Origin of the sequence: Phenylobacterium sp. Root1290, assembly GCF_001425305.1 — a bacterium.
Classification (GTDB): domain Bacteria; phylum Pseudomonadota; class Alphaproteobacteria; order Caulobacterales; family Caulobacteraceae; genus Phenylobacterium.
Map to the genome: position 1 here is coordinate 688,143 of NZ_LMEE01000003.1, position 19,206 is coordinate 707,348.

At 66.7% G+C, this 19,206-nt stretch carries 16 protein-coding genes and 1 tRNA gene; 9 read left to right on the top strand and 8 right to left on the bottom strand.

The window, feature by feature from the left end; all coding sequences use genetic code 11:
• Nucleotides 1-75: 75 nt before the first annotated feature.
• A tRNA-Leu gene (locus ASC79_RS17905) sits at nucleotides 76-160 on the top strand.
• Nucleotides 161-163: 3 nt separating this feature from the next.
• Here the strand turns inward: ASC79_RS17905 and ASC79_RS17910 are convergent.
• The 4 genes from ASC79_RS17910 to sfsA all read right to left on the bottom strand — a co-directional run bounded on the left by ASC79_RS17910 (nucleotide 164) and on the right by sfsA (nucleotide 4,069).
• The gene (locus ASC79_RS17910) at nucleotides 164-1,603 is read right to left on the bottom strand and encodes a tetratricopeptide repeat protein (RefSeq protein ID WP_056021229.1); all 1,440 of its coding nucleotides are present in this window, start codon (nucleotides 1,601-1,603) and stop codon (nucleotides 164-166) included.
• A gap of 45 nt (nucleotides 1,604-1,648) precedes the next feature.
• Nucleotides 1,649-2,398, bottom strand: a complete 750-nt coding sequence (gene radC, locus ASC79_RS17915) for a DNA repair protein RadC (protein WP_082532230.1) — start codon at nucleotides 2,396-2,398, stop codon at nucleotides 1,649-1,651.
• A 79-nt stretch (nucleotides 2,399-2,477) separates the two neighbouring features.
• Nucleotides 2,478-3,296 (bottom strand): type I methionyl aminopeptidase, encoded by an 819-nt coding sequence (gene map, locus ASC79_RS17920; protein WP_056021225.1) that lies wholly within the window; start codon nucleotides 3,294-3,296, stop codon nucleotides 2,478-2,480.
• A complete protein-coding gene (gene sfsA / locus ASC79_RS17925) occupies nucleotides 3,293-4,069 on the bottom strand; it encodes a DNA/RNA nuclease SfsA (protein WP_056021222.1) in 777 nt (258 codons plus the stop codon). The genes map and sfsA overlap by 4 nt, the downstream gene beginning before the upstream one ends.
• 104 nt (nucleotides 4,070-4,173) lie before the next feature.
• On the opposite strand from sfsA, the gene ASC79_RS17930 reads away from it, so the two are divergent.
• A complete protein-coding gene (locus ASC79_RS17930) occupies nucleotides 4,174-4,944 on the top strand; it encodes a competence/damage-inducible protein A (protein WP_056021219.1) in 771 nt (256 codons plus the stop codon).
• Here the strand turns inward: ASC79_RS17930 and ASC79_RS17935 are convergent.
• Nucleotides 4,941-5,840, bottom strand: a complete 900-nt coding sequence (locus ASC79_RS17935; protein ID WP_235528874.1) for a WecB/TagA/CpsF family glycosyltransferase — start codon at nucleotides 5,838-5,840, stop codon at nucleotides 4,941-4,943. The two genes, ASC79_RS17930 and ASC79_RS17935, sit on opposite strands and share 4 nt — an antisense overlap.
• A 248-nt stretch (nucleotides 5,841-6,088) precedes the next feature.
• On the opposite strand from ASC79_RS17935, the gene ASC79_RS17940 reads away from it, so the two are divergent.
• From ASC79_RS17940 to rfbA, 6 genes are all read left to right on the top strand, one after another.
• A complete protein-coding gene (locus tag ASC79_RS17940) occupies nucleotides 6,089-6,334 on the top strand; it encodes an XrtV sorting system accessory protein (RefSeq protein ID WP_056021216.1) in 246 nt (81 codons plus the stop codon).
• A gap of 109 nt (nucleotides 6,335-6,443) precedes the next feature.
• Nucleotides 6,444-9,044, top strand: coding sequence for an AMP-binding protein (locus ASC79_RS17945; protein ID WP_056021213.1), 2,601 nt, complete (start codon nucleotides 6,444-6,446; stop codon nucleotides 9,042-9,044).
• Between the two features lie 155 nt (nucleotides 9,045-9,199).
• Nucleotides 9,200-10,696 (top strand): ATP-binding protein, encoded by a 1,497-nt coding sequence (locus ASC79_RS17950; protein WP_156378358.1) that lies wholly within the window; start codon nucleotides 9,200-9,202, stop codon nucleotides 10,694-10,696.
• Between the two features lie 95 nt (nucleotides 10,697-10,791).
• Nucleotides 10,792-11,856, top strand: coding sequence for a dTDP-glucose 4,6-dehydratase (gene rfbB, locus ASC79_RS17955; RefSeq protein ID WP_056021207.1), 1,065 nt, complete (start codon nucleotides 10,792-10,794; stop codon nucleotides 11,854-11,856).
• On the top strand, nucleotides 11,853-12,767 hold the full coding sequence (gene rfbD, locus ASC79_RS17960; protein ID WP_056021204.1) for a dTDP-4-dehydrorhamnose reductase: 915 nt from the start codon (nucleotides 11,853-11,855) through the stop codon (nucleotides 12,765-12,767). The genes rfbB and rfbD overlap by 4 nt, the downstream gene beginning before the upstream one ends.
• A complete protein-coding gene (rfbA, locus tag ASC79_RS17965; RefSeq protein WP_056021201.1) occupies nucleotides 12,768-13,661 on the top strand; it encodes a glucose-1-phosphate thymidylyltransferase RfbA in 894 nt (297 codons plus the stop codon).
• Here rfbA and ASC79_RS17970 read toward each other — a convergent pair.
• Nucleotides 13,658-14,653, bottom strand: a complete 996-nt coding sequence (locus tag ASC79_RS17970; protein ID WP_056021198.1) for a right-handed parallel beta-helix repeat-containing protein — start codon at nucleotides 14,651-14,653, stop codon at nucleotides 13,658-13,660. The two genes, rfbA and ASC79_RS17970, sit on opposite strands and share 4 nt — an antisense overlap.
• A 67-nt stretch (nucleotides 14,654-14,720) precedes the next feature.
• Complete coding sequence (locus ASC79_RS17975; RefSeq protein ID WP_056021195.1) at nucleotides 14,721-16,337, bottom strand: right-handed parallel beta-helix repeat-containing protein; 1,617 nt, start codon at nucleotides 16,335-16,337, stop codon at nucleotides 14,721-14,723.
• Between the two features lie 318 nt (nucleotides 16,338-16,655).
• Between ASC79_RS17975 and ASC79_RS17980 the strand changes: the two genes are divergently transcribed.
• Entirely contained in the window at nucleotides 16,656-18,284 is a 1,629-nt protein-coding gene (locus tag ASC79_RS17980; RefSeq protein WP_082532210.1) for an O-antigen ligase, read from the top strand.
• Here ASC79_RS17980 and ASC79_RS17985 read toward each other — a convergent pair.
• The gene (locus tag ASC79_RS17985) at nucleotides 18,277-19,200 is read right to left on the bottom strand and encodes a glycosyltransferase family 2 protein (RefSeq protein ID WP_056021189.1); all 924 of its coding nucleotides are present in this window, start codon (nucleotides 19,198-19,200) and stop codon (nucleotides 18,277-18,279) included. The two genes, ASC79_RS17980 and ASC79_RS17985, sit on opposite strands and share 8 nt — an antisense overlap.
• Nucleotides 19,201-19,206: the final 6 nt, after the last annotated feature.

Sequence of the window (19,206 nt, forward strand, 5' to 3'; positions counted from 1 at the left end):
GCCGGGAGCCAGAGGCCGCGCCGCGGCGTCCGCGGCTTGCGGTGCGCGCGCGATCACGTGTACCGAACGTTCGGCGCCCCCTTGGCGGAATTGGTAGACGCAGAGGACTTAAAATCCTTTGCCGTATGGCGTCCCGGTTCGAGTCCGGGAGGGGGCACCAGATTCAGAGCAGCAGGCCATAGCTGGCGTATTGCGCCTCGACCTTGGCGTCCAGCTTTCGGGCTGCCGCGAGATCGGCCTCGCCCTCCGCCTTCTGACCGAGGCGAAGCCTGATCGCGCCCCGCAGATAGAGCGTTTCGGCGGAGGCGGGATGGAGGCGCAGCGCGGCGTCGGCGTCGGCAAGCGCCTTCTGGAGGTCGCCGCGCCGCAGATGGGCGAAGGCCCGGCTGTCGAGCGGCGCGAAGTCGTCGGGGGCGAGCTTCACCGCCTTGGTGCAGATCGTGACGGCGCGGTTGAGGTCCCGCTGGGCCTCCCCGCGAATCCAGCAGGCGTTGTTCAGCGCGGCGACGCTTTCTGGCTCCAGCTTCACGGCCCGGTCGGCCTCGGCGATGGCGCGCGTCCAGTCCTGCTGTTCGGAGAACAGTTGGGCGCGTGCGACCGTTGTGTCGGCCGACTGCGGGGCGCGCGCAAGGTCGGACAAGGCAAGATCGTACTGCTTCAGGCGCAAGAACAGCTGGGCGCGGTCGAGCAGGGCGTTCTCAGCATCGAGCTCCACAGCCCGGTCCATATCGCTCCTGGCGCCCACCATGTCGTCCATTGCGTAGCGAAGCCAGCCGCGCTCAAGATAGACGTCGGCGTCGTCTGTCTTCAGGCTGAGCGCACGATCCAATTCCAGCTTGGCGGCGGTGAGATCGCCTTGCTGCTGAAGCAGTTTAGCGCGGCCGGTGATCGCCCAGACATAGTCGGGCCGTTTGGCCAGAGCCTGATCATAGCCGGCCTTGGCTTCATCGTACCGGCCCGCATAGAGCAGGAAATCAGCGCGTAGGACCAATTGGGACGGCTCGCCGTTGGACATCTTCACTGCCGTGTCGAGATCGGCGAGCGCGCCGGCGCGATCCTTCAACTTGTCCCGCAGATGCGCGCGCGACACGAAGTAGAACGAATTAGTTGGGCTGAGCTCGATGGCTCGGTCGTAGTCCGCCAGAGCTCCTGCCGTGTCGCCGGCTTCGTCCCGCAGATCCGCACGAAGCCTAAGATAGAGGCCATTAGGCTCCAGCTTCACCGCCCGCTCCGCATCGGCGAGGGCGAGCTTGTTGTCGCCGTTTCCGCTGAGAACGATCGCGCGAACGAAGTAGCCGTACGCCTCGTTCGGATTGAGGCGGACGGCCTTGTCGGCGTCGGCCAGCGCGCGCTCGGAAAGGCCCATGTCCTCCTGGATGGCGGCGCGCATACTTAGCCCCCAGGCCTGCGCGGCCGCCCCCTCGAAGGTCTCGACGATTTCGGAGCAGGCGGCCAGACGAGCCTCGGTCGCTTCGCCGCCCTGGCCGATGCAGACGGCCGCGACCGGGTCGATCTCGGATGCGGCGTCAAGCGTCTGCGCGCCAGCGGCGCCGGTCAGGACCAGCGTCATGGCGCCGGCTAGCAGAAGAGCGTTTCGGATCATTGCGGCGGCCCCCAGGCGTCGATTGTTCTTAGTTTCAGCGGATTGTCAGAAGAGCCCGAGCGCGCGGAAGCTGGCGACGCCGTCGCGGCCGACGACCAGATGGTCGTGGACGGCGATGCGCAGGGCGCGGGCCGCCTCGACGACCTCCCGGGTCATGGTGATGTCGGCCTGGGAGGGCGTCGGGTCGCCGGACGGGTGGTTGTGGACCAGGATCACGGCGCTGGCCGAGAGCTCCAGCGCCCGTCGCACGACCTCGCGCGGATAGACCGGCGCGTGGTCGACGGTGCCGTGGTTCATCACCTCGTCGGCGATGAGCTGGTTCTTCTTGTCGAGAAAGAGAACGCGGAACTGCTCACGCGGGGCGTGGGCGAGGCCAAGCTTCACATAGTCGAGCAACTGGCTCCAGGAGCTGATGACCGGGCGCTTGCCGACCGCCGCGCGGCCGACCCGCAGGCCGATCTCGCTGAGCAGCTTGAGGTCGAAGGCCACGCTCTCGCCGACGCCAGGCACGCTGCGCAGCTCGGCCGCCGAGGCGCCGAGCACGCCGGCCAGCGAGCCGAACCGCGCCAGCAGCGCCTTGGCCAGCGGTTTGACGTCGCCGCGCGGGATCGAGCGGAAGAGCTGAAGCTCGAGAAGCTCGTAGTCGGGGAGGGCGGCGAGGTCGCGGCCCGCGCGTTCGCGCAGGCGGTCGCGGTGACCATGGAAGTGCGGCCGCGGCGCCTTGGCCGCGCGCGTCGGTTCCGCCGACCAGAGGTCGGGCTGGGGCGCCTCGGCCAGATGTCTCGATCCGTCCATGACGAACAATGTTCGTCATTTGTTCGAGCTTGGCAAGGGGCGTGCAGCGGCAGGGTCTCGCAACCCTGCCGCGCGGGCGTCAGGCGCTCTGGACGGGGGGCTGGAAGATGCCGGCCGGCGAGCCCGTGAAGATCTCGTAGCCGGTCTCGGTCACGCCGATCGAGTGCTCGCACTGGGCCGACAGCGACTTGTCGCGGGTCACCGCCGTCCAGCCGTCGGCCAGCAGCTTCACCTGGTACTTGCCCAGGTTCACCATCGGCTCGATCGTGAAGAACATGCCCGGCTGCAGCACCTCGCCCGTGCCCTTCTGGCCGAAGTGCAGGATGTTCGGGGCGTCGTGGAACACCTTGCCCAGGCCATGGCCGCAGAAGTCGCGGACGACCGAGCAGCGCATGGACTCCACGTACTGCTGGATGGCGTGGCCGATGTCGCCGGTGCGATTGCCGGGCTTCACCTGGTCGAGGCCGCGCTGAAGCGCCTCGTAGGTGACGTCGATCAGGCGCTTGGAACGCGGGGCGATCTCGCCCACGCCGTACATGCGGCTGGTGTCGCCATGCCAGCCGTCGACGATGACGGTGACGTCGATGTTGACGATGTCGCTCTCGCGCAGGACGCGGTCGCCCGGGATGCCGTGGCAGACGATGTGGTTGGGCGAGATGCAGGTGGTCTTGCCGTAGCCGCGGTAGAACAGGCAGGCCGGGATGGCGCCGTGATCGAGGATGAACTCGCGGGCCAGGTCGTCCAGCTTCTCGGTCACCGCGCCGGGCACGACGTGCGGGGTCAGCATGTCGAGGCACTCGGCGGCCAGCTTGCCGGCGACGCGCATGCCTTCGAAGCCTTCGGCTCCGTGAATGCGGATCTGGCCCGTGCGGTGCTCAGCTTCGAGGACGTCGGTCATGGCAGTACTCTTTCGGCTTCCGTGAGCGCCGCGTCTCGCCAGGGAACCGGGCGGGCGATGCGGATGGCGCTGGGACTTATATCGCAATCATAGCACAGGACTTCCACCCCGGCCCGCGCGGCGTCGATCAGGCCGGCCGCATACTTAGGGTCGAGGTCGGCGCAGGCGGCGAAGGCGTCGCAATCGGTGCGCTGAATCACGAACAGCATCACGGCGCGATGGCCCTCGGCGACCATGGCCTTCAGCTCGGCCAGATGCTTCAGCGAGCGGGCCGCGACGCAGTCGGGGAACTCGGCCAGGGCGCCGCCGCGGCGAAGGTGGACGTTCTTGACCTCAAGCCAGCAGGGCGTGCGCTCCGGGTGCTCCAGCAGGAAGTCGACGCGCGAGGCGGCGCCATACTTCACTTCGCGCCGATGGGTGGCGTAGCCCGTCACCTCGGGGATGGCGTCGGCGGCCAGGGCCTCGGCGACGAGGCGGTTAGGATGCATGGTGTTGACCCCGACCATGCCGCCGTCGGCCTCGACCAACTCCAGAGTGTGGGCGAGCTTGCGTTTGGGGTCGTCCGACTTTGAGAGCCAGACCGGCAGGCCTGGGACGTTGAGGCCCAGCATCGCGCCCGGATTGGGACAGTGGGCGGTGAGCGGCGTGCCATCCTGGAGCACGACATCGGCGAAGAAGCGCTTGTAGCGGCTGACGAGATGGCCGCGAACGAGAGGCTGGGCGAATTCCAACGGGCAGGTCCCTCGGGTGATGGTCGGCCCTGTGGCTAGCATCGCAAGCGCCGCTCGCGCAAAGCGCCGGTCTCATGACAGGTTGTGCGCGTCCCCGGACGCCACTAGTCAGGTGCGACAGAATGACGGGCGTTGCGGAGGTGCGTATGGCGGGTTCGACGGACGGCCGGGTGACCGCCGCGGTGCTGATCATCGGCGATGAGATCCTCTCGGGGCGGACGCAGGACACCAACCTGCGCGACATCGCCAAGTATCTCGGCGTGCTGGGCGTGGACCTGGCCGAGGCGCGGACGGTGCCCGATGTGCTGGAAGAGATCGTCGCGGCGCTGAACGCCCTTCGCGAGCGCTACGACTACGTCTTGACCACCGGCGGCATCGGCCCGACGCACGACGACATCACCGCCGACGCGGTGGCGGCGGCGTTCGGGGTCGAACTGATCGAGCATCCCGAGATCATCGCCATGATGACCGCCCGCTGGGGCGGCGTGGAACTGAACGCCGCCCGTCGCCGGATGGCGCGGGTGCCGGTCGGCGGCGAGTTGGTCAAGAACCCGGTGCAGGGGCCCCCCGGCTTCACCATCGGCAACGTCTTCGTGCTGGCCGGGGTGCCGACGATCATGCGCGGCATGCTGGAGGATGTGGGCTGGCGGCTGCGCAGCGGAACGGTGACGGTGGCGCGGACGGTGCGGGTCGAAGGCTCGGGCGAGGGCGTTATCGCAGCGCCCCTGGAAGCTGTGGCCAAGGCCCATCCGGACATGTCGCTGGGCAGCTATCCGTTCTTTGGCGACGGGGTGTACGGCTCGAACCTGGTGCTGCGCAGCCGCGATCAGGACGAGTTGGCGCAGGCGCTGGAAGAGCTGGTGGCGGCGCTCAAGGACGCCGGCATCGACAATATCCGCGAAGTCGAGAACGCTTAGGCGGCTTTCCGGGCGTCTTCGGCCGGTTGTGCGGCCGGATTGCGCTTGGGGCTGCGGAAGAGGCGGCCCTCGCGAGCGGCGAGTGCGACGTCGCCCAGGGCTGGCAGGATCAGCCACCAGGGCTCGATACAATAGCGGGCGAACAAGCGGCGTGGATCGCCGACCAGGCGGAACAGCCACTCGATCCCGAGGCCGCCCATCCAGCGGGGCGCTGGGGTCTGCACGCCGGCCTCGTAGTCGAAGGCCGCGCCCACCGACAGCGTGACCGTAGCGGGCAACATATCCTGATTGCGGTCGATCCAGATCTCCTGCCGCGGCATTCCCATGCCGACGAACAGGATGTGCGGCGCGACCTCGCCGATCTGCCTGAGCACCGCGGCGTTCTCGGCCGATCCCGGCGTCATGTCGAAGAAGCCGTCCCGAACCGAGATCTTAACCCCGGGATAGCGCGTGGCGAGCCGGCGGGCGGCTTCCTCGGCCACGCCCGGTGCGCCCCCTAGGTAGAAGACGCGCCAGTGCTTGCGGGCCGCGACGCTCCAGAAGTGATCACGCCAATCTAGATAGGTGCAGCGGTGGAAGCGCCGACTGTGCAGCCCAAGGATGCGGGTGAAGAAGATCAGCGGCGTGGAGTCGACCTCGATCAGGTCGGCGCGCTCGAAGAAGGCCGCGAACTGCGGGTTCTTCTTGGTCAGGTAGATGCTGTGGGCGTTGTGGTTGGCGATGCGGCTGGGGCTGCGGGTCTGCACCGCCTGGACGATGTAGTGCATGACCTCTTCCGGCCGCACCAGGTCGACGTCCACGCCCAGCGCTCGTGCGCGTTCGCCCGCACGCCGCGCCAGGCGAAACGGAGTGCGGCTCCTGCGCCGCCGCTCAATGTCCGGGGTGGATCGGGTCACCGCCAAATTCGCCAGTTCAGTGTGTACGAGACAGCAACCTCTACCGTGCGAGTTAAGATTCATTTCCCGGGCTACAACAAATTCCAGATTTCGAGCTCAGGCTTAACTTACGTTCATCATAGATCTGCAATTTTCACGTAGCGTCGTTCCGGATTCGGCTATCCTACGGATTGCGGTTAGCGAGTGGCCTGATTTATGCAGGCCGCCGGCTGCTCGGGTTTGGGCAGCATTGCTTAGGGGCTGGTGTCGTGCAGACGATCTACGATTGGGTGACGGTCGCGATTTTCGGGGCTTTGATCGTGCTGTTCCTGCAAAGATCGACGGCGGCTGAAGAGCCCAAAGACAACATCCTCCAGTACCTCCCGGCCTGCGTCGGGTGCGCGCTGGCGAACTACGTCGGCAACGAGGGCCATGGGGCTGCGGCGTTCGCGATCATTGTCGCGGTGCTCGCCTATGTCGCCTACGTCCTGAAGCCGTTCAATTTGAAGTTCTGACCAGAGCCTGGGGGGCGCAGCGCCTTCCTTTTTGATGGCGGCGACGCATGAGGCGCTCGACGCAAGCGGAACTGGTCGAGGCGGGAGTTGGCCGTTGAGTCTTTCCGATATGACTGCTCCGCTTACGGCCACGTTCGCCGGCCGGCTCGAGGAGCATGGCCGTGCGCTGGCGGTGGTCACCGACGCCGGCGAGCGTCTCAGCTACGCCGAGCTTGCGGCGCGGGCCGACGAGTTCGCGCGGACGCTGCCGCCGGGCCGGCATCTGCTGCTGATCGAGGCCGCCAACGAACTGGCGCCGCTGATCGCCTATGTGGCTGCGCTGCGGCATGGCCATCCGGTGATCATGGCCGGAGGCGAAGGCGGCGGGCAGCTTCAGCGCACCATCGAGACTTATCGGCCGAGCCTTCGCTATTTCAAATCCGCGGGGCGCTGGGTCGTCGAAGCCGGGCCGCCAGGCCCGCGCGCGCTGCATGAGGATCTGGCCGTGCTGCTGTCGACCTCGGGGTCGACGGGCGCGGCGAAGCTGGTCCGGCTGGCGCGAGAGTCGGTCGAGGCCAACGCGCTGGCGATTGGCGAATATCTGCAGGTGACGCCGCAGGACCGCGCCGCCACGACGCTGCCGATCCACTACAGCTACGGTCTGTCCGTGGTGAACTCGCACCTTGCGGCGGGGGCGGCGATTCTGCTGACCGGCCGCTCGGTGGTCGACGAGACGTTCTGGGAGTTCGCCAAGGCCGAGGGCGTCACGTCGCTGGCGGGCGTTCCCTACACCTACGAACTGTTCGATCGGGTCGGGCTGAAGCAGCGGGAACTGCCGACCCTGCGCTCCATGACCCAGGCGGGCGGGCGACTGCCGCCGGAGACCGCGAAGGCCTACGCCGAGTGGGCGCAGGCTGCGGGCGTGCGCTTCTACGTCATGTACGGCCAGACCGAGGCGACGGCGCGGATGGCCTACGTGCCGCCGCAGCAGCTGCTGGATAACCCGGGATGCATCGGCATGCCGATCCCTGGCGGCGAGTTTCACCTGATCGACGAGGACGGCCGCGTCATCGAAGCGGCCGACCGCCAGGGCGAGCTGGTCTATCGCGGTCCGAACGTCATGCTCGGCTACGCGCTCGAGGAGGCCGACCTCGCCAAGGGGCGGGAGGTGTCTGAGCTGCGCACTGGCGACCTGGCCGTCCGCGGCCGGAACGGGCTCTATAGCATCGTCGGGCGCAAGAGCCGGTTCGCGAAGCTGTTTGGCCTGCGCATCAGTTTCGACGAGGTCGAGGGGCGCTTGCAGCGCAAGGGCGTACGGGCGATCGCGACCGGCAGCGACGAGATGCTGGCCGTCGGCGTTCTCGCCAGTGACGGGCGGATGATCGCCGAAGACCTGGCGCAGGAACTCGATCTGCCGTCCTCGGTGATCGAGGTCGTCGCCTATGACGATTTGCCGACGCTCAGCTCGGGCAAGATGGACTATCAGGCCGTGTTGGCGGCGGCGAAGGCCCAGGCTGGACGGCGTTCAGCCGTGCGGGCCGGCCCGGGCAAGGCTATCGAGACCGCCTTCCGGCATGCGTTCCCGCGCGCGACGGTGACCCCGGCCGACAGCTTCGTAAGCCTGGGCGGGGACTCGCTAGGCTATGTCGCCCTGTCGCTGGACGTCGAGCGCCGCCTCGGGTTCCTGCCCGACCGCTGGGAAGAGACCAGCATCGCCGAACTGCAACTCCTGGCCAATCGCGCCAAGACCCGTCGCCTTGGCCCCTTCAGTCTGCGCGGTATCGAATCCGAGATCGTCATCCGCGCGGTGGCGATCATCAGCGTGGTGATCGCCCACGCCTCCGCCTGGCCCGTCGGGGGCAGCGCCCATGTGCTGCTGCTGCTCTCAGGCTTCAATTTCTCGCGTTACCAGGGCTCGCGCCTCAACGAGGGCGGCGGGTGGGCGATGCTGGTGTCCTTCTTCCAGCGGATCATCGCGCCCTATTACCTGGTCCTGTGCCTGTATCTGGCGGCTGAGAAGTCGTTCGACGTGCCGTCATTGCTGCTGGTCAGCAATCTGTTCGGGCGGTTCGGCAGTTTCCTGGAGCCATATTGGTTCCTGGAAGTGCTGTTCCAATGCATGGTCATCTTCGCGCTGCTGTTCGCGATAGGGCCGGTGCGCAGGTTCGCGACCAGCAAGCCCTGGGAGTTCGGCCTCGCGCTGCTGGGCGGCGCGCTGGCGTTCCGGGTCGTGGCGACGCTGGTTTTGCCGCACGAGTTCCTGTTGGAACGCACGCCCGACAGCATCTTCTATCTGCTGGCCTTCGGCTGGTGCCTGCACCGGGCCACGACCCCCGGCCGCAAGTTGTTGCTGACGCTGGTCTGCCTGGCCATCGCCGGGCTCCAGGTGGCCGGGCCCATGGACATCTGGGGGCGGTTCCAGTTCCCCGCTAACGTCACCCACGCCATCTGGTTTGCGGCGGCGGCGGGACTGATCCTCTGGGCGCCGCGGCTGAGCCTGCCGAATGCGCTGCACGGAACTATCGGTCTGATTGCAGCGGCGAGCTTCTACATCTATCTAACGCACGGAGTGCCGGTGCACGTGTTCCTGCACATGCTGCACATCCAGAATGTTCCCTTGGTGCTGCTTGTTTCCGTGGTCCTGGGCGTGGCTGCCTACAAGGTGTCCGAAGTGCTTTCGGAGCTGCTCGCCCGAAGGCATGACGGCCGGGAGCGCGAAGTTGTTCAGTAAAGCTTGGCGAGAAAAGACGGCGATTAACGTTGACTCAACTCGCCCCGGTTTAAGATTTCGCCACAATCAACGTGTTTACGGGTGGCGGGGTCGGACCTGCAGTCGTAGACCGTCGATACCGCAGATGCACCGCAGCATGCGTGCTTGGAGGCGCCGTGAGTTGGATCAATAGCCTGATGGCGCGCTCGATGGGGCGCAAGCCGAAAGCTGCCCAGAAACCCCAGCCGAATCTTGTCTTCGCCGCGCCGCCGACGGCGCGTGAAGGCGTGTCCGCCAAGAAGCCGGTCGACGCCGCGTTTCCGCGCTTCCAGTCGATGGCCGGCGACCAGCTGAGCCCGCGGCTGAACGACCGCTTCGCCAGCGCGCGTATCAAGCTGCGCAGTGCGTTCACGCCCTCGCAGCCGATCACCGATCGCAAGATGTTCGCCGGCCGCACCGACGTGCTGACCACGCTCATCCGTTCGATCGAGGACCAGCGTGTCCACGTGATCATGTACGGCGAGCGCGGGATCGGTAAGACCTCGCTGGTTCACGTTCTGACCCAGGCGGCCGAAGAAGCCCGCTACATCGTGGTCTATTGCTCGTGCGGCGCCGGCTCGACCTTCGACGAAATCTTCCGCGCCGTGGCCGGGGACATTCCCCTGCTGTTCCACAGCGGCTTTGCGCCGACGACCGACGCGGCGGAACGCGGCGGCACGCTGGCCGACCTGCTGCCGACGACGACGCTGACCCCGCGCCTAGTCGCCGACTTGTTCGCCAAGCTGACTGGCACGCGCGTTCTGGTGGTGCTGGACGAGTTCGACGTCTGCGACTCTCCGGAATTCCGCCGCAACATCGCCGAACTCATCAAGAACCTCTCCGACCGTTCGATTCGCACCCAGCTGGTGATTGCGGGCGTGGCCGCCGACCTGACCGAGCTGGTCGAGCACATTCCGTCGATCCGCCGGAACATCTTCGCCCTGCAGGTGCCGAAGATGAGCGCGTCCGAGGTCAACCACCTGGTCGAGAACGGCGAAGAGCTGAGCGGCCTGACCTACGACAAGGCGGCGACTGACTTCATCGTGTTCGTCGCCAACGGTTCGCCCTATCTCGCCAGCCTGCTGAGCCACCACTCGGGCCTGGCGGCCATCGACAAGGGCCGCACCCATGTCGCCGTCGAGGACGTCTCGCAGGCGGTGGATCAGGCGCTGACCGAGTTCCGTGGCCGGATCTCCAAGCACACGCTGCTGCAGATCGACCAGGCCGGCAAAACCGGCGTGCGTCACGTGCTGGGCGTCATGGCCGGTGCGGCGCTGTTCAACAACGGCCGCTTCGACGACCGCGACGTGGATGCGGTGTATCCGAGCGCCGCCAACGCCGCGAGCTTCAAGGCCACGATCGAAGAGCTCGCCGCCAAGCACATGCTGCTGGAGACGCACGAGGACGAGTATGGCCGCGGCTATCGGTTCGCCGAAGAGGCCGTGCTGCCCTATCTCTGGATCCTCGCCGCCCAGAAGCGGTTCCTGGAAGGCCGCAAGCCGGCGGTCGCCGACAAGCCGGCCGTTCCGACGACCGAAAAGGCCGCCATCGTGGCGGAGAAGCCGCCTGAAAAGCCGGCCGACAAGCCGGCCCAGGCGGCGATCGCGACGCCCCGGGCTGCGGGACGTTCCTAATCGGGAACGGATCGGACGCTCTGGCACTTTCGCCCATGGGGTCGCAGGCGGTATGGAGTAACCTTCGACGCCAGCGATCTCTGGGGGAGTAGGTTTTGCGCATTCTTGTCACCGGCGGCGCCGGCTTCATCGGCTCGGCGCTGATCAGGCACCTGATCGCGGAAACCGAGCATGAGGTTCTGAACCTCGACAAGCTGACCTACGCCGGAGATCTGCGCTCCCTGGACGGGGTGGCTGGGAACAACCGCTACATGTTCCGGCAGGCGGACATCGCCGACGGCGGGGCGGTGCGCGCTGCGCTGCGCGACTTCCGCCCGGACGTGGTGACCCATCTGGCGGCCGAGTCCCACGTGGATCGGTCGATCGACGGACCGGCCGACTTCATCCAGACCAACATCATCGGCACCTTCGTGATGCTGTCCGAGGTGCTGGCCTATTGGCGCGGCCTGGAGGGCGCAGCCAAGGACGCGTTCCGTTTCCACCACATCTCGACCGACGAGGTCTTCGGGTCGCTCGGCGACACCGGATTCTTCACCGAGACCACGGCCTACGATCCGCGCTCGCCCTATTCGGCGTCGAAGGCTTCGTCCGACCATCTGGTTCGCGCCTGGCACCACACCTATGGCCTGCCGGTGCTGGTCACCAATTGCTCGAACAACTACGGGCCGTATCACTTCCCCGAGAAGCTGATCCCGCTGATGATCGTCAAGTGTCTGGCCGGTGAGCCGCTGCCGGTCTACGGCGCGGGCGCCAATGTGCGCGACTGGCTCTATGTCGACGATCACGCACGCGCGCTGACCCGGGTGTTCGAGGCCGGGACGCCGGGCGAGAGCTACATCATCGGCGGCCGCGCGGAACGCACCAACCTGCAGGTCGTGAACGTGATCTGCGAGACTTTGGACCGGCTGCGGCCGCGCACGGACGGGAAGTCCTACAAGGACCAGATCAGTTTCGTCGCCGATCGTCCCGGACATGACCATCGCTACGCGATCGACCCCAGCAAGCTGGATGCGGAGCTGGGCTGGACGGCCCGTGAGAGCTTCGAGACCGGCATCGACAAGACGGTGCAGTGGTATCTGGCCAACGACGCCTGGTGGGCGCCGATCCTGGCGCGGGGCGACGCCGGGCAACGCCTGGGCCTGAAGACCGTCAACGCATGACGTCAGCCGCCACGACGGATGTGCTGCTGACCGGCGGAAGCGGCCAGGTCGGGTACGAGGTCATGCGGCAGGCGCCGGATGGCGTGAACGTCGTTGCGCCGGGCCGAGCGGAACTCGATCTGAGCGATCCCGACGCCATCTTTGCGATGGTCGCCTCGCGTCCCTGGGCGGCGGTGATCAACTGTGCGGCCTACACCGCCGTCGACCGGGCCGAGAGCGAGGCCGTCGAGGCCTGGCGCGCCAACGCGCTTGGGCCCGCGACGTTGGCGCAGGTGACGGCCGCGGCCCGAATTCCGCTGATCCATGTGTCGACGGACTACGTTTTCGACGGCTCGAAGAACGGTTTCTACAAGGAGAGCGACTCCGTCGCGCCCCTTGGCATCTACGGCGCCTCCAAGGAGGCCGGCGAACAGGCGGTCAGGACCGGCAATCCGCGCCACGTGATCTTGCGCACCGCGTGGGTGGTGAGCCCGCACGGCACGAACTTCATAAAGACCATGCTGCGGTTGGCCGAGACACGGCCCGAGATCCGGGTCGTCAACGATCAGCGCGGCTGTCCGACCAGCGCGGCCGACATCGCCGCGGTGCTGTTGCGCATCACCGCGCGGCTGGTCGCTTCGCCGCAAACGGCGCCCACCGGCACCTATCATTTCGTCAACAGCGGCGAAGCCACTTGGTTCGAACTGGCCCAGGCGGTCTTCGAGATGGCCGCCGCGCGCGGCTATCCGGTACCGAAGGTCGAGGCCATCACCACGGCCGAATATCCCACGCCGGCCCGCCGGCCAGCCAACTCGCGCCTCGATACGGCCAAGTTGCGCAGCGACTACGCGATCAATCCGCGCCCATGGCGGGCGGCGGTGGAAGACATTGTTGAGGCGCTGCTTCCCGCCAAGCAGGAACAAGGACTTTAGATGAAGGGCATCATCCTGGCCGGCGGCTCGGGCACGCGTTTGCACCCGGCGACGCTGGCGGTGAACAAGCAACTGCTGCCGATCTACGACAAGCCGATGATCTATTACCCGCTGTCGGTGCTGATGCTGGCGGGGATCCGCGACATCCTGATCATCTCGTCGCCGGAGTATATCGAGAACTACCGGCGTTTGTTCGAGGACGGGTCCAACTTCGGGCTCCGCATCGAGTACGCCATCCAGCCGCGCCCCGAGGGGCTGGCCCAGGCGTTCCTGATCGGCGAGTCGTTCGTCGGCGACGAACGCGCGGCGCTGGTGCTGGGCGACAACATCTTCTTCGGCGCCGGCATGAGCCAGCTGCTGCGCAACGCCGCGACCCGCGACAGCGGCGCGACGATCTTCTCGTATGAGGTCGACCAGCCCCAGGCCTATGGCGTCGTCGAGCTGGACGACACGGGCCGGGCCGTCAGCCTGGAAGAAAAGCCGGTCGAGCCGAAGTCGCGGCAGGCGGTCACCGGGCTCTATTTCTACGACAACCGGGTCGTCGAGTACGCCAAGCGGGTTCGCCCTTCGGCGCGCGGCGAACTGGAGATCACCGACCTCAACCGCATGTACATGGAAGCCGGCGACCTGTTCGTGGAACAGCTGTCGCGCGGCTATGCCTGGCTCGACACCGGCACCCACGAGAGCCTGGTCGAGGCCTCGGAATTCGTGCGCGCCGTCCAGAAGCGCCAGGGCGTGCACATCGCCTGCCTGGAAGAGATCGCCTACATCAACGGCTTCATCGACCGCGATCAGCTGCGCGTGCGCGGCAAGCTGTTCGAGAAGACCGCCTATGGCCGCTATCTGCTCGACATCGCCGATCAGGACCAGCCGCTCAGCCGGCGGCTGCTTTAGCGCGGCGGCCGCTGGGGGCTGAGGCTGGGCTTGTCGCGGACGACCACGTCCTCGTTGTCGGCCAGCAGCAGCTTCCAGTAGCGGTTGTTGAAGATCTTGCCCCTGGTCACGCTGTTGACGTTGATCCGCGAATTCATGCCCTCGTAGGGCTGGACGGAGTTGCCTGACACCTCGACGTCCTCGGCGTGCGAGACGGCGATGCCGTTATACATGGCCCCCTCGATCACGTTGTCGCGGACCACGATCCGGCGATAGGGCAGCGTGCCGGTCTGGTCGGTGATGAAGATGCCCTGCGGGATCCCGCCCGAGCCGCGCCGGATGCGGTTGCCGATGATCGAGATATCTTCCGCCGACGCCGTCGTGCCCTTGGTGAAGACCTGAATCGCGTCGGGGTGAGCGCCCGGCGTCGGGGCGAAGTCGGCGAAGTCGTTGTCCTTGATCAGCAGCCGAGATGTGCCGGCGCCGGTGACGCCGTCAGCGCCGAGCCGCCGGAAGGTGTTGCCTTCGATGGCGATGTCGTAACAGCCCGCATGGACGACGCCGTTCCGGAAGCCTTCGAAGCTCGACTTGTCGACGCGGATGTTGCGGGTGCGTGTGATGAACAGACCCTGGCCGCGGGGCAGGCCGCGGGCGGAGAGCTCGCTGATGCGGATGTTCTGGCTGTCGGTGATCGCGAGGCGACCGGCGTCGGGTTCGTCCAACGCGACGGACATGCCGACAATCCGAAGTCCGGTGACTTTGTTGAGCACCAGGCCCTTGGTCTCGACGCCCTTGGCGACGAGCGTGACCGGCGTGTCGAACGAGAGGTCGCTGAGCGAGACCTGGCCATAGGAGCCGGGCGCGAGAACGATGGTCGCGCCCGGGCTGGCGGTCCGTAGCGCCACGTTGAGGGTGAGCAGGTTGCGGACCGTCACCGGTCCGCGTTGCGCCACCTGCTGGGCCAGGGATTCCGAGCTGGGGGCCGTATCAAGGTGCGGCGCCGGTTCGAACATGCTGGACTCCTTCGCGGCCGCGGGGCGCGGCGGACGGAGTCACCGGACCTGACGCCTCCGCAAATTACTAGGCGGAGACAATCCATCCATCGGACAGCGAGGACAAGGCCACGTTGGACAGAACCATGCGCGCGCCGCCGACCAGGTCGATGACCACGTCGCCGCCCACCTGGCTGACGGTGTAGCTCGCGCCGTCGCCGATGAAGACGCGGTCGCCCTCGGCGCGGTTGAAGTCGGTCACCACGTCGATCCCCGCCTGGGCGAAGGTGTGGAAGGTGTCAGCGCCGGCGCCGCCGCTCATGGTGTCGGCGCCAAGGTCCCCCGACAGCCAGTCATTGCCGTCGCCGCCGAAGATCACGTCGTCGTTCTGGCCGCCACGGACGGTGTCGTCGCCGATCTCGCCATGGAGCGTGTCGTTGCCCATGTTGCCGAGCACGAGGTCGGCGCCCGCGCCGCCCAGCAGCAGGTCGTTGTCCTTGCCGCCAGACACCCAGTCGTCCCCGGCGCCGCCGTGGAGGGTGTCATTGCCCATGTTGCCGTTGATGTCGTCGTTGCCGCCGCCGCCCTGGATGTTGTCGGCGCCGTCGCCGCCGCGCAGGTAGTCGGCATAGTCGCGGCCGGTGATGATGTCGTTGCCGGCTCCGCCCTCGATGCGGCTGCCGCCATCGATGCGGGCGCTGAGCTGGTCGTCGCCGCCGGTGCCCCAGACCCAGTGGGCGAGGGGGCTGGTCGAGTTTTCCTGGATCGCGGCGATGATGGCGTTGCCGGACTGGGTGAGGTTGGTGGTGCCGGCCAGGTTGAAGATCATCGCCTGATTGTTGGCGACCTGGGCGTTGGTGGAGTCGTTGATGCGAATCCACGAGTTCATGTCGGCGTAGGCGATCACGGAGTTGCCGGTCACCACCAGTCCGTTGGCGCTCGTCACCATGATGCCGTTGTACATGCCGCCGACGACGACGTTGTCGGTGACGGTCACGCGCTCGTAGCCCAGGCCGATCTGATCGGTGATGAAGATGCCCTGGATGATCCCGCCGGCGCCGCGGGTGATGAGGTTGCCGCTGACCACGATGTCGCGCGCATTGGCGGTCGCGCCGCGGGTCAGGAACTGGATCGCGTCGGGGTGGTCGCCGGCCGCCGGATAGAAGTCGGTGAACGAGTTGCCGATGACCTGCACGCTGGACGAGCCGACCGCGATGACGCCGTCAGCGCGGATATCGTGGATGCGGTTGTTCTCGATTCGCACGCCGGTGCTGCCCGACAGGCTGATGGCATGGTCGAGCTGCTGGAAGGCCGAACCGGTGATCGAGACGCTGGAACTGTCCCTGACCAGGATGCCCGACTGATCGTCAGCCGGATTGTTGTTCATCGAGCCGTGGATGTTGAGGCCGTTGAACTCGATGTTTCTCGAGCTCACGATCTGGGCGTTCCACACGGTCCAGGGCGAGCTGAAGTCCAGATGAAGGTTGTTGAAGGACAGGCCCTGGCTATTGCTGACGGTCAGGCCGGTCAGCGTCGCCGGATTGCCGGGGTCGCGGGACGAGATGGTCACCGTGCCGTCGAACACGAGGCCCTTCAGTTGAACATTGGAATAATTGCCGGCTTCAAGAAGAACGCGATCGCCGGCCTTGGCCGAGCCAAGTGCGGTCGTGAGTTGGGCGGCGCTGGAAACCAGATAATCAGCCATGGGGTTCGCGTCTTCTCTATATCGTTCGCAGCCCCCGCTGACCGGCGGGACCATAGCCCGTCATGACCTGCGCAAGCCGAGGTAAATTGACGCAGGAGGCCTGGCGCCTCCCAATCAGACCTGATGGGGACTGAGCACGACTAACAATTACTTAAAAGGTGGAGCGAACGGCTCCTGAGCACCAAGTGGCGCACTCTACAGATTTCACCAAACAAGGCTATGCCAGCTTAGTGGTCGCTGCCCGGAATGTTAATGCATGGGCGCCACGTTGTGGACGCTTGCCGCTAGGATGTTCAGCGGCGAGTGATTTTGAAGCGCATGCGCGCCGCTGTTTGGCGCGCCGGAAAGCCGGGAGAGGCCCTGATGTGGGCGGGGAGCGACAATAGCGGCCAGGCCTCTCGGCCGGTTATCCTGAGGCCCTACGCAAAGCCGGGTCCCGGACGGCTGGTGCAGGCGGTGCTGCTGCTGGCGTTCGCGGGATTCTGCCTGTTCTTCGGCTTCCTGTACGGCCTGACGACGCCGTTCCTGATCAAGCAGTTGGTGATTCCGATCATCCTGCTGGCGTTTGTCACCATCTGGGCGCTTCCCGACACCAAGTCGGCGCCGGTCGGAACGCTGTACGGGCTGAGCTTCGCCTTCATCATCGTGCTGTTCCTGTGGCCGAACTATCTGGCGATCGCCTTGCCGGGTCTGCCGTGGATCACGCTGATGCGCCTGGTCGGCGCGCCGTTGGCCCTGGTGCTGGCGATCAGCTACTCGATGTCGCCGGACTTCCGGGCCCAGATGAAGGCGTCCCTGAACGCGACGCCGCTGGTCTACAAGCTGCTGGCCGGCTTCATCGTCCTGCAGATCGTCACGATCGCCTTCTCCGCCGAGAAGGACCAGTCGATCCAGCGCGTGATCAATGCACAGCTCACCTGGACGACCATCTATTTCGCCAGCTGCTACGTCTTCCTCAAACCTGGCCGGGTGCACCGCTGGGCGGTGATCCTGTGGGCGGTCACGCTGGTCGTCTGCCTGATGGGGATTTTCGAGTACAAGATCAGCCGTCCCTCGTGGGGCGCCTATGTGCCGAACTTCCTGAAGGTGGAGGACGAGAGCGTCATACGGGCGCTGACCGGCAGCGTGCGTTCGGCCACCGGCCTCTACCGTGTGCAGAGCACGTTCACGACCTCGCTGGGTCTGGCTGAGTTCCTGGCGCTGACGGCGCCGTTCATCCTGCACTTCGTGATGTTCGGGAAGAAGCTGTTCACCCGCGTCGCGGCCGCCGCGACCATGCCGCTGATGCTCTATGTGGTGATCATCACCGACTCGCGCCTGGGCATGGTCGGCTTCCTGCTGGCGTTCATGCTGTACCTGCTGCTGTGGAGCGGCCTGCGCTGGCGGGCCAACAAGAGCAGCCTGCTGGCTCCCGCGATCGTGCTGGCCTATCCGGCGATCTTCGCCCTGTTCATCACCGCGACGATGTTCGTCGGCCGGCTGCGCAACATGGTCTGGGGCGGCGGCGACACCGCGGCCAGCACGGCCTCGCGCGGCGCGCAGTACGACATGGGCATTCCCATGATCCTGAAGGCCCCCTGGGGCCACGGGGCGGGGACGTCGGGGTCGACCCTGGGCTTCGTCAGCCCAGCGGGCATCCAGACGATCGACACCTACTATCTGGCCATCGGCCTGGAGTACGGGCTGATCGGCTTCGTCGTCTATTATGGGATGCTGATCGCCTCGACCTACTACGCCGCCAAGTACGCGGTGCGCGCGCCGACGGGCGAGCTGAGCTTCTTCATGCCCGCGGCGATCGCGCTGGTGAACTTCATCGTCATCAAGTCGGTGTTCAGCCAGCAGGACAACCACCCGCTGATCTTCATGCTCATGGGCATCGTCACGGCGATGGTCTATCGCGCCATGAACGGCGAGCTCGAGCAGAGCCGCCCGGCCAGCGTTAGCTGACGTCGAGCCAGCGCGGCGGGCCCCGCTCGCCGCGCAGCCCAGCCGACCAGCCCTGCAGGGCGTAGCCGAGCTGGCGCCACGCGCGGGCGCGTCCGAAACGAAGGCACATCAGCGCGAGCGCGGCCGCAGCGGCCACTGGCAGCCGTAGCGGATAGGTGTCGCGCGTGGTCAGCATCTTGTTGCGCTCGCCGAGATAGATCGGCGTACGTGGGCGGCTGCGGATGTGATCGTAGGAGCCGGTTGTGGTGCCGGCCTCGTGCAGGACGTCCGCGCCCGGCGCATAGCCCAGGCGCATGCCCCGCCTCAGTCCGCGCAGGCACCATTCCACTTCCTCGCAGTAGAGGAAGTAGTCCTCGCGCATCGGTCCCACGATTTCGAGATAGCGCCGGCCCATCATCATCGAGGCGCCGTTGAGGTAGCTCTGATCGCGCTCGACCTGCGCCTGGTCGACCGCGCCGCCGTGCGGCGAGCCGTGACCCAGCGAGACGGCCCGCGCCAGCCAGGAGCGCCAGCGGCCGCCGTGGGACTGCACCCGGCCGTCGGGCAGGTAGACGGTGTTGCCGACGGCGTCGCAATCGCCTTCCGCCAGCCGGGCGGCCAGACGGGCCAGCGAGTCCGGGCCGGGAAGGGTGTCGGGGTTCAGGACCCACCAGGCGTCGGCGCCCGGCGCCTGGGCCAGGCATACGTTCACGCCGCCGGCATAGCCCAGGTTGCGCGGCGCGCGGACGGCGCGGACGACTTGGCCGTCGGGCAGGGCGGCGGGCAGGCAGGCCAGCAGCGCCTGGAACGCGGCCTCGCCGCCGTTCTCACAGATCACCACTTCGAAGTCGCGATGGTTGGAGGCGCCCAGCGCTGCAAGACAGCCGACGATGTCGTCGGTGTTGCGAAAGGCGACGATGCAGACCGCGACATGCATGGGCCG

Coding starts and splice junctions, on each gene's coding strand:
- map (WP_056021225.1), bottom strand. CDS start 3,296: ATGACCGACGTCCTCGAAGCTGAGCACCGCACGGGCCAGATCCGCATT.
- sfsA (WP_056021222.1), bottom strand. CDS start 4,069: ATGCTAGCCACAGGGCCGACCATCACCCGAGGGACCTGCCCGTTGGAA.
- ASC79_RS17945 (WP_056021213.1), top strand. CDS start 6,444: ATGACTGCTCCGCTTACGGCCACGTTCGCCGGCCGGCTCGAGGAGCAT.
- ASC79_RS17975 (WP_056021195.1), bottom strand. CDS start 16,337: ATGGCTGATTATCTGGTTTCCAGCGCCGCCCAACTCACGACCGCACTT.
- ASC79_RS17910 (WP_056021229.1), bottom strand. CDS start 1,603: ATGATCCGAAACGCTCTTCTGCTAGCCGGCGCCATGACGCTGGTCCTG.
- ASC79_RS17930 (WP_056021219.1), top strand. CDS start 4,174: ATGGCGGGTTCGACGGACGGCCGGGTGACCGCCGCGGTGCTGATCATC.
- radC (WP_082532230.1), bottom strand. CDS start 2,398: ATGGACGGATCGAGACATCTGGCCGAGGCGCCCCAGCCCGACCTCTGG.
- rfbA (WP_056021201.1), top strand. CDS start 12,768: ATGAAGGGCATCATCCTGGCCGGCGGCTCGGGCACGCGTTTGCACCCG.
- ASC79_RS17980 (WP_082532210.1), top strand. CDS start 16,656: ATGCGCGCCGCTGTTTGGCGCGCCGGAAAGCCGGGAGAGGCCCTGATG.
- rfbD (WP_056021204.1), top strand. CDS start 11,853: ATGACGTCAGCCGCCACGACGGATGTGCTGCTGACCGGCGGAAGCGGC.
- ASC79_RS17985 (WP_056021189.1), bottom strand. CDS start 19,200: ATGCATGTCGCGGTCTGCATCGTCGCCTTTCGCAACACCGACGACATC.
- ASC79_RS17970 (WP_056021198.1), bottom strand. CDS start 14,653: ATGTTCGAACCGGCGCCGCACCTTGATACGGCCCCCAGCTCGGAATCC.